The sequence below is a fragment of the Corynebacterium sp. sy039 genome (assembly GCF_007904105.1).
In the GTDB taxonomy this organism is placed as follows: domain Bacteria; phylum Actinomycetota; class Actinomycetes; order Mycobacteriales; family Mycobacteriaceae; genus Corynebacterium.
The window spans coordinates 849,966-864,569 of the sequence record NZ_CP042325.1; the positions used below are offsets into that span (position 1 = coordinate 849,966).

The 14,604-nt window shown below is 47.5% G+C and carries 11 protein-coding genes and 1 pseudogene; 8 read left to right on the forward strand and 4 right to left on the reverse strand.

Annotation, left to right across the window (positions count from 1 at the left end; all coding sequences use genetic code 11):
- Window positions 1-91 precede the first annotated feature (91 nt).
- Together FQV43_RS03870 and FQV43_RS03875 are read left to right on the forward strand one after the other, a co-directional pair.
- A complete protein-coding gene (locus FQV43_RS03870) occupies window positions 92-886 on the forward strand; it encodes an electron transfer flavoprotein subunit beta/FixA family protein (protein WP_146338982.1) in 795 nt (264 codons plus the stop codon).
- Window positions 887-931: 45 nt separating this feature from the next.
- Window positions 932-1,897: an electron transfer flavoprotein subunit alpha/FixB family protein gene (locus FQV43_RS03875; protein WP_144274629.1), complete on the forward strand. Its 966-nt coding sequence runs from the start codon at window positions 932-934 to the stop codon at window positions 1,895-1,897.
- Between the two features lie 59 nt (window positions 1,898-1,956).
- Here FQV43_RS03875 and FQV43_RS10275 read toward each other — a convergent pair.
- Window positions 1,957-4,066: pseudogene (locus tag FQV43_RS10275) on the reverse strand (prolyl oligopeptidase family protein).
- Window positions 4,067-4,409: 343 nt separating this feature from the next.
- Between FQV43_RS10275 and FQV43_RS03885 the strand changes: the two are divergent.
- Entirely contained in the window at window positions 4,410-5,543 is a 1,134-nt protein-coding gene (locus FQV43_RS03885) for a cysteine desulfurase family protein (RefSeq protein WP_146338984.1), read from the forward strand.
- A 17-nt stretch (window positions 5,544-5,560) separates the two neighbouring features.
- Here the strand turns inward: FQV43_RS03885 and FQV43_RS03890 are convergent, their stop codons facing one another.
- Complete coding sequence (locus FQV43_RS03890) at window positions 5,561-6,502, reverse strand: spermidine synthase (protein ID WP_168195034.1); 942 nt, start codon at window positions 6,500-6,502, stop codon at window positions 5,561-5,563.
- A 212-nt stretch (window positions 6,503-6,714) separates the two neighbouring features.
- On the opposite strand from FQV43_RS03890, the gene mnmA reads away from it, so the two are divergent.
- On the forward strand, window positions 6,715-7,824 hold the full coding sequence (gene mnmA, locus FQV43_RS03895) for a tRNA 2-thiouridine(34) synthase MnmA (RefSeq protein WP_146338986.1): 1,110 nt from the start codon (window positions 6,715-6,717) through the stop codon (window positions 7,822-7,824).
- 66 nt (window positions 7,825-7,890) lie between these two features.
- Complete coding sequence (locus FQV43_RS03900; protein WP_144274635.1) at window positions 7,891-8,886, forward strand: hypothetical protein; 996 nt, start codon at window positions 7,891-7,893, stop codon at window positions 8,884-8,886.
- A 14-nt stretch (window positions 8,887-8,900) separates the two neighbouring features.
- On the opposite strand, the gene FQV43_RS03905 is transcribed toward FQV43_RS03900, so the two are convergent.
- Window positions 8,901-9,605 carry a 3'-5' exonuclease gene (locus FQV43_RS03905; RefSeq protein ID WP_246846962.1) on the reverse strand — a complete coding sequence of 235 codons (705 nt, stop codon included), beginning with the start codon at window positions 9,603-9,605 and terminating at the stop codon, window positions 8,901-8,903.
- Window positions 9,606-9,708: 103 nt separating this feature from the next.
- Between FQV43_RS03905 and ligA the strand changes: the two genes are divergently transcribed.
- Complete coding sequence (gene ligA / locus FQV43_RS03910; protein WP_144274637.1) at window positions 9,709-11,796, forward strand: NAD-dependent DNA ligase LigA; 2,088 nt, start codon at window positions 9,709-9,711, stop codon at window positions 11,794-11,796.
- Between the two features lie 9 nt (window positions 11,797-11,805).
- Here the strand turns inward: ligA and FQV43_RS03915 are convergent, their stop codons facing one another.
- Entirely contained in the window at window positions 11,806-12,471 is a 666-nt protein-coding gene (locus tag FQV43_RS03915) for an amino acid-binding ACT domain protein (RefSeq protein WP_144274639.1), read from the reverse strand.
- A 257-nt stretch (window positions 12,472-12,728) separates the two neighbouring features.
- Here FQV43_RS03915 and gatC point away from each other — a divergent pair, with 257 nt between their 5' ends.
- Window positions 12,729-13,028 carry an Asp-tRNA(Asn)/Glu-tRNA(Gln) amidotransferase subunit GatC gene (gene gatC, locus FQV43_RS03920; protein WP_144274981.1) on the forward strand — a complete coding sequence of 100 codons (300 nt, stop codon included), beginning with the start codon at window positions 12,729-12,731 and terminating at the stop codon, window positions 13,026-13,028.
- Window positions 13,029-14,513, forward strand: coding sequence for an Asp-tRNA(Asn)/Glu-tRNA(Gln) amidotransferase subunit GatA (gene gatA / locus FQV43_RS03925; protein ID WP_144274641.1), 1,485 nt, complete (start codon window positions 13,029-13,031; stop codon window positions 14,511-14,513). It begins immediately after the preceding gene.
- Window positions 14,514-14,604 lie beyond the last annotated feature (91 nt).

The following is a 14,604-nucleotide window of genomic DNA, read 5'->3' on the forward strand; positions in this document are numbered from 1 at the left end:
CGTCGTTAGTGCGCTCTCACTGCCCAAGGGAAAATTAGGTTAGACTAAAAAGAAGAAAATATAAAGAGAAACGATTAGGAAAAGGAAATATATGCCCGCAATTGTGGTTTTGGTAAAAAATGTTCCTGATACGTGGTCTACGCGAACTCTTGAGGATGATTTCACCCTCAATCGCAGTGATGTTGATGAGACAATCGACGAAATCAATGAGTTCGCTGTGGAACAAGCCTTAAGAGTCCGAGAATCAAACCCTGATGCTGGGTACACTGTGGTGACATTATCTGCAGGTGGCGCATCCGCAGAAGAAGCATTGCGCAAAGCATTGGCGATGGGGGCAGATTCTGCAGTATTGCTTAACGACGAACAGCTTGCCGGTTCAGATATTTTAGGTACCGCATGGGCGCTATCCAATGCGCTCAATACCATTGCCGATATTGAGCTTATCGTGTGCGGTGCAGCATCTTCTGATGGGGCTGCGGGTGCTTTGCCAGGTATTTTGGCAGAATATCGACAGCAACCGGCACTTACTCATCTGCGTCAGATGAGCGTGCATAATGGCGTTATCACAGCTGTGCGTAACACTAATGATGGCGACTATGAATTAGAAGCACCATTACCAGCTATTGTCTCTATTACTGACAAAGCAGATAAGCCACGATTCCCGAACTTCAAGGGCATTTTGGCTGCGAAAAAAGCAGAAATAACGCACCTTGATCTGGCAAGCATTGGTGTGGCTGCCCAACAGGTTGGATTGGCTCATTCTGCAACTGTGGTCACTGCTGCCAATACACGTCCGCAACGCCAAGGTGGTGAGCTGATTCGAGGCAATGCTCAAGAGCTTGCGAATAGAATTGCTGATTATTTAGAGGCAGAAAAACTCATTTAAGACATTCGTATTGTATTAGCTCTTACCAATAAATAAGGATTGATTATGTCTTTTGCATATGTTCTCGTCGAACAGCATAATGGCGCTCTTGCACCAACTACTGCTGAACTTATTAGCCAGGCTAAGGTATTTGGCAGTGTCAGTGCCGTAGTACTTGGCAACGCTACTATCGCGCCCGAGCTGGTTGCGGAACTTGGTGCACTTGGTGCCGATAGCGTAATGGGTGCGATTGTTCCGGATCTTGATTCTCGTTTGATCGTGCCACAGGTGAACGCACTTCACGCACTGGCTGCGCAAACCCCAGCTCCAATCATTCTTTCCGCCGGCGCAGATACTAATGAAATCGCTGGTAGACTTGCTGCTCGTCTTGCCTCAGGCGTGCTTTTCGACGTTGTCGCTATCAATGCTGATCGCAGTGCGAGCATGTCTATTTTTGGAGATACTATTGCCGTTTCAGCAGCAGTGGGTGGCAATAGCCCTATCTATACTCTTCGCCCTGGTACTCAGGATTTGGCAGCAACGACCGTGGCTGCCGGTGCTGCAGTTTATAACGAGTTCGAGCTGCCACCAGCACAGAATACAGAAGTAACCGTGAAGTCTTATACCCCGGCTGTGCATGGGGATCGCCCTGAGCTTACTCAAGCTAAGGTGGTCGTCGCAGGTGGACGAGGTATGGACAGTGCAGAAAATTTTGGTGCTATCGTAGAACCGCTTGCCGACGTGCTGGGAGGCGCAGTAGGGGCCACCCGTGATGCAGTTGATTTGGGATATTATCCTGCCACATTCCAAGTTGGGCAGACTGGTGTGAGTGTATCACCTGATCTTTATATTGGGTTAGGAATTTCTGGTGCTATTCAACATACCTCGGGTATGCAGACCGCGAAGAAAATTATTGTTATCAACAATGATGAAGAAGCTCCTTTCTTTGCGATCGCTGATCTAGGCGTTGTAGGAGATGCACAAGAAATTGCTCCTTTGCTTACGGAAGAATTAGCAAAGCGCAAAGGCTAAAACAGTATAAAAGCGGTAGCAAGTCAGCTACCGCTTTTATTATGATTGCAGCTTAAACGCTAGTCGCTATCAGATTTGCGCAATTGTTCATCGAGCCAGGTGTATTCCATAGCATCAATGTGGGCACTTTGGGTATAGTCTGCTGCACCGTTATGGCCTCCCTCTACATTTTCATAATATGTAACAGGCTGACCAGCATCTTCTAGTGCCGCTGCGAAGAGACGAGCATGGCCTGGGTGTACTCGATCGTCTTTTGTGGAGCTCGTGATAAACGCTGGTGGGTATGCACGTTTTTCTCTAGCTACGACATGGTGGACGGGGGAGTATTTCTCCAGTACGGCACGTTCTTCTGGTTTATCGGGGTCGCCATATTCAGCAATCCAGCTATTACCTGCTAGCCAGGTGTGGTAGCGCAGCATATCTGTTAGTGGTACTTCGATAAGCGCAGCGCCAAAAGTCTCTGGGTACTGAGTAAGGGCAGTTGCTGTTAGTAGACCACCATTAGAACCACCTTGAATACCCACTTGATCTTTGGTGGCATAACCGCGCGCCACGATATCTTCTAGCACGGCTTTGTGATCCTCAAAGGCTTTATTGCGATTTGTTTTTGCTGCATTACTATGCCAGTCGGGACCAAACTCGCCTCCGCCACGGATATTTGCCAAAACATAGAGATTGCCTTTTTCTAACCAAGCTCGACCTCGGTAGGAGCTGTATTCAGGAGTATAGGCCACCTCAAATCCACCATAGGCATACACCAAGGTTGGTACCGGTTTATCAGTGAACTTACCTGTGATGAAGTAGGGAACCTTAGTGCCATCAGCGCTTGTTGCCCAGTGCTGTCGAGTTTCCATTCCTTGAGCATCAAAAAGTTTATCCTGGTGCTTAAGCGGCTTATTAGGGTCATAATCCGAGGATCCGTTATCTACTTCTTTTGAGATCTAGTCGGAAGAATGAATTAGGAGTAAGGAAGTTGCTGCTGCTTAACCACACTTCATCGGTGTCGTCGGTTGTAGCATACACACTGCTTGTGGATTTCTCAGGTAGTTTGAGTTGCTTTAGTTGTGCAGTAGGGTCGTCAAGCGGAGCGTACTCGATGGCAGTAGAAACATCAGTTAAATGGGTGATGAGGAGATAGTTTTTGGTGAAGCTGATGTCTTCGAGGCTGCTTCGTTCGTCGGGAGCATAAATAAGTTTGGGTGTTGCTGTTCCTGCCATGACGTCGTCAAATTTCGCTACTCCGAGTGCGCCACCGGGAATACCTTTGTACTCGCTGCGAGGTTTGATGAATAACCATTCATTTACTATCCATGTGTCGGCGTCGGTAGGCACGGGAACTTGCTTGAAATCGCCGCTTTGATCATCAGAGGTATCGTAGAACGTTTCTGAATTGTAGAAGTCTATGCTCCGATAAGCAAAGGTGCGTTCATAGCCAGGGGTGGCGTCGTGATATGCGTGGGTAGAAAGATCCTCGGTATCGATGGAGTAGTATTCTTGAGCATCCTCCATGCGTTGTCCGCGTTTCCAGATAAAGGTTTTAGCTGGATAACCTGATAATGTCGTAGAGTTTTCGAGTTGATCGGTGCCAAAGAAAATCGTATCTTTGTCAATCCACGATACTGAGGTTTTTCCTTCTGGGATGTTAAAAGGACTATCAGTAACAAACTCTTTTTTCTCCAGGTCGTATTCTTTGATAACCACCGCGTCTGATCCACCTGGGGATAATTTAATTAGAGCGCGGTCATAGGTGGGGTAACGTACTTCAGCACCTTTCCATACCCATGACATATTATCTTTTTCCGCCAGCTTATCGACGTCAATCAGCACTTCCCATTTTGGTGAATCGCTGGTATAACTTTCCAGGGTTGTGGTGCGCCAAATGCCGCGAGGGTGGTTGTCATCTGTCCAGAAGTTATAGAGTTTATCGCCACGACGAACAACATAAGGAATCTGTGAGTCATTTTTAGAAACATCGAGGAGTTTTTCTTTTGTTTCACTAAACTCTTTGGAATGTGTGAGCGCATCTTCTGTCTTTTTATTATGCGCTTGGACCCATTCCAATGCTTGAGGGGATTCGATGTCGGTGAGGTACTCTTGGTTTGGCTGTGGGTAAGGACCGGTTTCTGCATTCCATAATGGAGTGTAATCCGCAGGGGTGGGTTCATTCATTTTTTCTGCTTTAGTTGCTTCATCTGTTGTAGTGGGGCTAGCAGCATGAGTGGAATCTTTTTGACCAGGTGGACTGCACGCACTAAGACCAAGTCCCAGGCATAATGCTGTTGCTGTTGCAATGAGGGGACGCGAGATAGCGCCCGTAATTAGTTTCTGCATAGAGGCTCCTTCGCATGAAGAACAACATCAATGGTGAAGATAAGTTTAACACTGTTTCTATAGTTTTATAGATAATTGGTAAAATTATTTCATAATTGAGTTACAAGAAATAAGCTGTGTATCCTAAATTCGCAGATCTCAATGAGACAAAAATGAAAGCGACAAAGGGGTTACTCGAGCAATGTCACATTACTTCGACCATGCAGCAACATCACCCATGCGTGAGGTCGCAAAGCAAGCATGGCTTGAGGCAGCAAGCGCAGTTAATCCAGCAAGCCAATACACTTCCGGACGCAAGGCACGCAGTATCGTCGATAATGCTCGGGAAGACATTGCAGCTGTACTCGGTTGTGAACCAATTGAAGTCATTTTTACTGCTTCAGGAACGGAAGCCAACAATATCGGTGTAATAGGACAATGGCTTGCTCGCACAGGCGGACAAGGTGGCAGAATAATTACCAGTGCCATAGAACATCCAGCCGTACTGACGAGTGCACAATATGCCCAGAAATTCGGAGCTATTCATGAAGAACTCGCGGTATCTCCACACGGCATTGTTACTCACTTCGACGCTCTGGATACCCCAGCTGATGTAGCTGCTTGTATGTGGGCAAATAATGAAACCGGTGCACTACAGCCCGTAGCAGAAGTAATCGAGCGAGCACAGCAAACCAATACACCCGTGCACATTGACGCAGTGCAGGTAGCGGGAAAAATCCCCATTAACTTTCAGGAATTAGGGGCGACAACACTTGCTGCTAGTGGTCATAAATTCGGTGGTCCACGCAGTGGTGGCATTTTGCTCGCTCGACGTTCCCCAGCGCCAGCTGCCATTATTCATGGTGGCGGACAAGAACGCGGGATACGATCAGGGACAGTGGATGCAGCTACTGCTAGCGCACTCGCTGCAGCTTTGATTGAAGCAACTCAAGAGATCGACGTGCAGCATAGACATCTGAGTGCATTGCGTACGCAACTAAAAGAAGCCATCACTACTCAGATTGATGACGTCATTTTCCATACTCCAGAAAATTCATTGGCGTCGCATCTGTATATGTCTTTTCCCGGTGCAGAAGGCGATAGCTTAATTATGTTGCTGGATGCACAAGGAATTGAAGCCTCTACTGGATCGGCGTGCCATAACGGAGTAAATAGACCAAGCTCAGTGCTACTTGCAGCAGGGATAGATCCTGCGACAGCACGATCCACCCTACGTCTGACCATGGGCTACACCACGACACAAGCCGATATTCACGCGCTCATTGCTGTGCTACCTGATATTGTTGCGCGCGCTCGACGCGCTGGCATGGCATAAGAACTGCTCGATAATTCTTATGTGCTGGGGGTGCTGGGAGCGCTGGAGGTACCAGGAATATCGTGGTAGCCGTACTCGGCATCAGAGAGAATGCGACCTTGTGCGCTAAAGTCTTGCACCCAATTATTGTCGTGATAGTGTGCTGGAACCGCGCCGCCCAGCAAGGCTTTGCGCAATGGTGCTGCGTGTTCTTGATCAGCGAGAGGCACATGCGCCCCCAATAAAATGATATTGCCCCTACGGCGTCCCTTGAACATAGGTGGATCAGCAATAGCAGCACAATGTGCAAACACGCTACGCATTGTGTGGAGTTCTGATTTAGCTAGAGAAAGTGAATGGTCATCACCGCAATTAGCAATGTAGAGTCCGTGAGCGGATAAACTGCGGGCACATTCTTCATAGAACTCACGGGTTGCTAAATATGCGGGAGTATGGGAACCAGTAAAAACATCACGGATGATAATATCGCGGCTATCGGGAACAAAAGCTCTGGTTGCAGCCCTGGCATCAGCTTGTCTAATTTTTAGCCGAGGAGCTCGTGGCAAATCAAACCAGGTGCGTACGAGGCGTGCTAATTCTGCATCTAATTCAATGACAGTATTACGTGATTGAGGATATCGGTGCGCAAAATAACGAGCAAGAGTACACGCACCACCACCAAGGTGAGTTATCCGAAGTTGCTCGGGGGATAACGCCGCATGGTGCTGAATATGAAACTCAGTAGCAGCAGCTATCCATCGCATATATTCATACTCGAGAACCAATGGATCATACGCAATATGACTTGAGGGAACACCATTGACAAAAATTTCATAGCCACCAGGAGAATATGGGTCGGTCTTTATCTCTACACAACCCGTACTTGTCTGATAAACACCAGGTAGCGACGGTATTCCCTTGGTGTTACTGTCATTATTGCCATCACTGCGCGAATGTTTGTGCAAGCGTTTTCTTCCCATAAGTATCTTTCTTGTGTAGTTATCGCGTAGTTATATTGCTATATCATGGTCCGGCATGGTCTGGAATGAGGTGGAATAAAATAGTACCTCGCTATGTTGATCTCTACGGATTATACGGGTATTCGTCATGTGCATAATGCGCACGTGCTGAAGTATTCTAAAGCCTGCATATTTTCCTAACTTCTCAACTTTCCAACACAGAAAGGTTTTTCATGCGAGTCTTGGCAGCAATGAGTGGCGGCGTTGATTCTGCAGTAGCTGCTGCACGGGCTGTAGCAGCAGGGCACGAAGTAGTAGGCGTGCATTTAGCGCTGAGCCAAGATCCGCAAACTGTACGAGAGTCTGCCCGTGGTTGTTGCTCATTAGAAGATTCTGCCGACGCACGTCGCGTATGTGATAAGCTCGGCATTCCGTTTTATGTCTGGGATTTTTCTGAACGCTTTAAGGAAGAAGTCATTGATGATTTCGTAGAATCCTATGAACGCGGTGAAACACCCAACCCATGCCTGCGCTGTAATGAAAAGATCAAGTTCACCGCATTGCTAGAACGTGGCATCGCATTAGGCTTTGATGCAGTAGTGACTGGGCACTATGCCAGGCTTACCCAACCAGAAGATGGCGGCGATGGATTCCTACGCCGTGGCGTGGATCCTCATAAAGACCAGTCATATGTGCTTGGTGTGTTGGGCGCACAAGAAATTGCACACTGTATGTTTCCTGTGGGCGACACGATCAAACCAGATATTAGGAAAGAAGCTGCTGAGTATGGTTTTTCTGTAGCTAAAAAACCAGATTCTTACGATATTTGCTTCATTCCTGATGGCAATACCCAAGCATTTTTAGGCGCCAAAATCGGACTACGCCCTGGCATGATCGTCGATAAGCAAGGCAATGAACTCAAAGAACATGATGGTGCTTGGAACTATACGATTGGCCAGCGTAAGGGACTCAACATTAAGCAACCAGCTGCCGACGGCAAGCCACGTTATGTTACCGACATCAATGCTCGGACTGGGCAAGTCACTGTGGGCTCACGCGAAGATCTGGATATCTTGCGTATTCGTGCTGATCGGCTTAAATTTCTTCATCCTGCCATGACTGGAACATTTGAGGCACAGGTGCAGGTGCGTGCGCATGGCAGTGTGGTGTCCTGTACTGTACACGTCAATCAGGAGCACGACTATATGGATATTGAGCTACACCAGCCCCTCAGCGGAGTAGCACGCGGTCAAGCAGCAGTGATTTATCTCCCTGATGAAGCTGGTGATATTGTTTTGGGTTCAGGTACTATTTGCGCTACGCATAGTGCACTGGATTCATAGCTGTCTGTGCTGTCTGTTCATAGTGCATGGCGTGTGTAAGAGAAACACAATGGAGCACACACAATAATGACTCTGAGTTTTAACCTTGGTGCCTTGCCTGGCAATGACTTCCACGCCGGAATGGACGTGATAGCCGGTGAAACTCCTTTGCGCACATTAGTGCACGTACCGCAGCGGGGTTTTATGTATGATCATATGGCAACGACCTTGGCTATATTGCATAATCTGCCAGTAGAAAAAGGACCACGCTCATGGCGGTTGAGTACGCGGGCGCAAATAATCAGCAGAAGACTATGGGATAAGAAAGAACGCGAACTAGATGCCATAGAACAACACTGGTCCGGGGCAGAGCAATTGCAAGTCTCTTGTGTTGGACCGTGGTCACTGAGCACCCAATTAGAGCTTGCCGACGGTCATCGCGCCTTAACCGATAGCGGCGCGTTAAAAGACATCGTTGACATTTTTCTTGCCAATCTCATCGACTATGCGCAACAGCTGAAGAAAAGATGCCATGCTGAATGCGATATTATCCTTGACGAGTTTGCTTTGGATAATTTGATAAAAGGTAGAGTCAAAGGAACACATGATTTTGATATTCTGCCTGCTTATCATCCTAAGGAATTAGCTGAGTTACTTGCGCATATTATTTCGACGTTGCAGCAACACTACCGTCATGTACGGCTTGCCATGCTAGGACAAGAACCCAATTTCTTCCTTGCTCAGTTGGCTCAGCCAGATTCTTTTCTCATCAGCCAGGATACAATCAAGGGAACTCATCTTTATGATGATCTTGCCCAGGCGCTCTCAGAAGGATTGGGTATTGGTTTTGGGTGCGTTGGCATAGGCGATTATGTTGATACAGATAAGAGCATTCCGCGTGATAAAGCTCGACGCATTGCAAAACTATTTGATGAATTGTCGATAAGCCGCGAGCAATTAGCAGATATTGAGATACATCCTCGTCAGCATCTTGACCAGGGGAGGCTTATCGACGCTGCACATGCCTTGGCATGTGCTCGAGTGTGTGCCGAAATCGTACAGCGTGATGGCCGAGAGCTTTAGCTCTGGTTGATATCTCAACCTAGTGGTGCCAATGGCCATGAGGTATTGACACTAGAGGCATCTTTACCTTGACCGCTGAGATATTTGGCAAAGCTATGTTGGGATTCGTAATACTTTACTGCTTGAAATTCCATGAGTTCATTAAGGTTGAGCTGTGCTATTTCTTCTCGGTATTGCTTCTTGGCCTGCACCCATGCAATACGTGCTGCAGCTAATGCGTCAGCAGTGGCTTCGTGAGCATTATCAATGCGTACTGCGTAATGTTGGCACAGATCGCTTAACGTACGTTTGCCTTTGCGCCACGGATCGAGTGCTTTATCGATGGTAAATGGATCAAATACAGGTCCGGAGACAATAAAATCAGTATCAAGGTTTTTTAGGACACTCAGATCAAATGGAGCATTATAAACAATGAGAGTGTAGCCATCTTCCCATGCTTGATAGATATTTTTGATTGTTGTTTTTACCACTGTGTCATGATCTTGCCCATTGGCGCGGGCGTATTCAGTGGTAATGCCATGAACCGCAGTAGCTTCTGCAGGGATATCGATACCAGGATCAGCAAGTAGCTCTTGGGCGGATACACCTTGGTGATCAATGCGTACTAATGCGGAGGTAACGATGCGAGCAGTGCGAGGATCTGCAGAAGTGGTTTCTAGATCGAAACTGAGCACTTTCTGCGGATCAAAGGTCATGGAATCAAAGCGAGGAGTATTCATGTCTTTAACCTTAGTAAAAGATGGCGACCTAACACATCATAAGAAATAAAACCAGCTCATGCTTAGTGCCAGCTATAGGCTATGCCTAGTAGACTGTATAACTATGACTGAGCGACTCACTGCAGAAAATACACAGCCGCATGATGGACAATATCAAGGAGTAGATGCAGATACTCGTCGGCAATGGAATGAGCTTGTCGAGCAAATCCGCCAGCACCGTCATGCCTACTACAATGAGACTCCTCTCATTAGCGATGCACAGTTCGACGCACTCTTTAGGCAATTAGAGCAGTTAGAAGAAAAATATCCAGAACTTGCTGTTCCTGAAAGTCCAACGATGAATGTTGGCGCTCCCATTGCAAAACAATCGAGTTTTGCCAATGTGGAACATATTGAAAGAATGTTGAGCCTTGATAATGCGTTTAGCAAAGCAGAGTTGCAAGAATGGTGCGCCCGTACTCCGGCGAGCCGATATCTTATTGAATTAAAAATTGATGGACTTTCCCTTGATTTGGTGTATCGCAATGGAAAATTAGAACGCGCCGCGACGAGGGGGGATGGCAGAATTGGCGAGGATGTCACAGAAAACGCCAAGGTCATTGAGAGCATTCCGCATGAGCTGGTTGAGTCGTCAGATTATGTTATCCCAGAGCTGTTAGAAGTACGTGGCGAAGTGTTCATCGCTGTTGCAGACTTCGCAGCTGTTAATGAACAACGTCAGCGCGAAGGGGGTAAGCCTTTTGCCAATCCAAGAAATGCTGCTGCAGGTTCGATTCGGCAAAAAGATGTGCAAGCAGTGAAAAAACGGAAATTGCGCATGGTCTGTCATGGTATTGGTGCATTAGAAGGCATCCAATTATCATCACAGCATGATGCGTATAAGGCATTGGCGGCATGGGGGTTGCCGGTGTCGGAACATACGCAACTCGTCGATAGTCCAGAAGCAATAGTAGACCAGGTGGATTATTGGGCAAAACATCGTCATGAGGCTATTTACGAAATGGATGGTCTTGTGATCAAAGTTGATGATATTGCTGCTCAACGCAGTCTCGGTGCTACTGCACGTGCGCCGAGATGGGCTATTGCGTATAAATATCCGCCTGAGGAAGTCACCACAAAGTTACTTGATATTCAAGTTGGTGTTGGGCGTACTGGCAGAGTTACTCCTTTTGCTGTGATGGAACCAGTTTTTGTTGCTGGATCTACGGTTGCTATGGCTACACTGCATAATCAGACAGAGGTGAAACGTAAGGGGATACTCATCGGCGATACCATTGTGATTCGTAAAGCCGGAGAGATCATCCCAGAAGTGCTAGGGCCTGTCGTCGAAAAGCGTGATGGTAGTGAACGAGCTTTTGTCTTTCCACAACATTGTCCTTCGTGTGGGGCGGTTCTTGCGCCGCAAAAAGAAGATGATGCGGATTGGCGTTGTCCGAATGCTCGCTCTTGTCCAGCACAGTTGAGTGCGCGTTTGACCTATTTAGCTGGTCGTGGTGCCTTTGATATTGAGGCATTGGGGGAGAAGGGGGCGCAAGATCTTATTGCATCCAAGGTGCTTGATAATGAAGCTGGATTATTCAATTTGACCGAGGATGATCTGCTTAAAACCAAGGTGTATACCACGAAAGCAGGAGAGGTTAATGCCACAGGAAAGAAGCTGCTGAAAAATCTTGAAGAAGTAAAAAAGGTGGAGTTGTGGCGCGTTATTGTGGCGTTGTCAATTAGGCATGTGGGACCTACTGCTGCTCGCGCGTTGGCACATAAGTTTCAATCTTTGCCTGCAGCACGCCAGGCGCAGGTGAATGAGTTAGCTGATACTGACGGGGTGGGTGAGATTATTGCCCAGAGTTTCAAGGAATGGTTCAGTATCGATTGGCATCAGGATATTGTCACGCAATGGGAACGCGCAGGTGTGACGATGGAAACTGATAGTAGTCAGCGTCTAGCACAAACACTCAGTGGTAAGAGCATTGTGGTCACTGGTACGTTGCAGCACTTCACTCGAGATTCAGCGAAGGAGGCAATTATTGCTCGCGGTGCTAAGGCAGTGGGTTCGGTATCCAAGAAAACTGATTATGTGGTGGTTGGAGATAATGCTGGCTCTAAAGCGCAAAAAGCACAGGATCTGGGCATAACAATACTGGATGAAGATGCTTTCATTGCGCTCTTAGAGACAGGTTCGACTGCCTAGCGTATGGGGCTAGGCGTGTAGGAGGGTGCCCAAAATTTTTCCTAAATTGCCCAGGTGCTCTACTTCACTTGGGAGATAGTCAGGACCGCCAACTCGACCAAGAATTAACACTAGATTATCGGTGTTAAGCGGTGCGACGCTCAGCGCTGTGTCAAGTAGAGCCCAGGATTGTGGTATCCATGTCTCGTTTTCTGGGTGCAGAATACGTGCTTTGTCGATAGCGACGTTTGTGGGGGAGCTGCCATCATCTGCTGGCGCTGCGGGTGACGCAGTGACTCGCTCTAGTCCAGCAGGGGTGATCTTGAGTAAAATGGCCCAGCTTGATGTCAAGACACGAGGTATTTCGTCTACTAATTTGGCAAGCGATTCTGAATGTGTACTTGCACCTGCTACTTCTGCGAGCATATGTATTTGCCCTCGACGGTCAACTGTGCCGCTAAACGGACGAATAGAATCTACTTCTACGCCTTCTACTTCGTGAGCGGCAGTGATAAGGGAATCTGCCATAACGCTTTGTGGCAGTGAGACGACTAAATCATCCATGACTGTGCCATTATTGAATGCTTCGACCACGTCGACTGATTGAATATCGCCACCGATAAAACCAATGGCGTCGGCAAGTCTTCCCAGGCTACCTGGGGTATCGGGTAATAAAATGCGGATGATATATGACATAGAAAACCTTAGTGTTGAAAGTGCTATTAGCTATAGTAGCGTGAAATGGAACCAAAAGAAAATATATTCATAAATGGTAATAATATGTATTTTTGGTGTTCTATATCGTCAAAGATATCCCCAAGAAAGTTGTGATTCCCTCTAACAGTATCCGGCGGCTTGCCGTATCTGTCATTGATTCTGTCATTGATATAGAAATAGCATTATACTGTGGTGCTGAGGATAACTATAAAGACGAAAATGTAAAGGATCATTACGTGCCTGAGATTTCGCGCGACGAGGTCGCCCATTTAGCTCATTTAGCCCGCTTAGCGCTGAGCGAGGAAGAACTTGACCGTTTTGCGCAGCAAATTGATGGAATTGTGGGAAATGTAAGCGCAGTTCAACAAGTAGATACTCAAGGTGTAGAGCCAATGAGTCACCCACATTCCATTGCAACCACCATGCGTGAAGATGTCGTTGAGCAGATTCTTACGCCACAGCAGGCACTCGACCAGGCTCCAGCTGTAGAGCAACAACGATTCCAGGTTCCTCAGATTCTTGGAGAGGGAAGCTAAATGACCAACTATCTTGTACCAGATTCTGGTCTTGTCAGCCTTAGCGCTGCCGAGCTCGCAGAAAAGATTCATAGCCGTGAAGTCAGTTCACAAGAAGTAACACAGGCACATCTTGATCGAATCGAACACGTTGATTCCGAGATCGCAGCATTCTTGCACGTTGGTGCGCAAGAAGCTCTTGCTGCTGCTAAAGCCGTCGACGAAGCTCTCGACGCAGGTCAGGCGCCAGCATCCCCTCTGGCCGGAGTGCCCCTTGCGCTTAAAGATGTGTTTGTCACTACTGATGCACCAACAACCTGTGCCTCTAAAATGCTCGATGGCTATATGTCGCCTTATGATGCAACAGTGACCCAAAAAATTCGCCAAGCTGGTATTCCGATTCTAGGAAAAACCAATATGGATGAATTTGCTATGGGGTCTTCTACAGAAAACTCAGCCTATGGCCCAACCCATAACCCTTGGGATATCGAGCGCACTCCTGGTGGTTCTGGTGGTGGTACCTCTGCAGCATTAGCATCAGGTCAAGCACCGTTGGGAATTGGTACTGATACTGGCGGTTCGATTCGTCAGCCAGCAGCGCTAACCAATACCGTTGGTGTCAAGCCAACTTATGGCACAGTGTCTCGTTATGGTTTGGTTGCCTGCGCATCTTCGTTAGATCAAGGTGGACCAACTGCTCGCACTGTACTAGATACCGCATTGCTGCACGAGGTTATTGCTGGCTACGATAAATACGATGCCACCAGCGTTGACCGTCCTGTTGCTCCTGTGGTTGAGGCAGCGAAACAAGGTGCGCATGGCGATCTTAAAGGTGTACGCGTAGGTGTCGTAAAGCAATTTAATCGTGATGGCTATCAAGCAGGTGTTTTGGAACAATTCCGAAAAGCCGTCGATCAGCTAGTGGCACAAGGCGCAGAAATTGTGGAAGTAGATTGCCCGCACTTTGATGACGCTTTAGCAGCCTATTATCTCATCTTGCCTTGTGAAGTATCTTCCAACCTCGCCCGTTTCGATGGTATGCGCTATGGATTGCGCGTAGGTGATGATGGTACCCATTCTGCAAATGAAGTCATGGCACTTAGTCGAGCGCAAGGTTTTGGTCCTGAAGTGAAGCGACGCATTATTCTTGGTACTTATGCGTTGTCTGTGGGGTACTATGATGCCTATTATTTGCAGGCACAGCGAGTACGTACCCTCATTGCACAGGATTTTGCCAAGGCTTATGAAAAAGCTGATGTGCTTATTTCACCTACTACGCCTACTACAGCATTCAAGCTGGGGGAGAAGCTCTCCGATCCATTGGCTATGTATAACTTCGATCTGTGTACCTTGCCCCTCAATCTTGCAGGCCTGTGTGGTATGTCTGTGCCGTCAGGACTGGCAAGTGATACACAGTTGCCAACTGGATTACAGATTATGGCGCCAGCCTTTGCAGATGATCGCCTATACCGAGTAGGTGCTGCCTTTGAGGCAGGACGTGCCTGAACTATCTGAGCTGTTACGCAATACGTTAACTGCTGAGATAAGCATAACGACCGCATATACGCTTATGCCATAAAAGCACAAGTGATAGTGC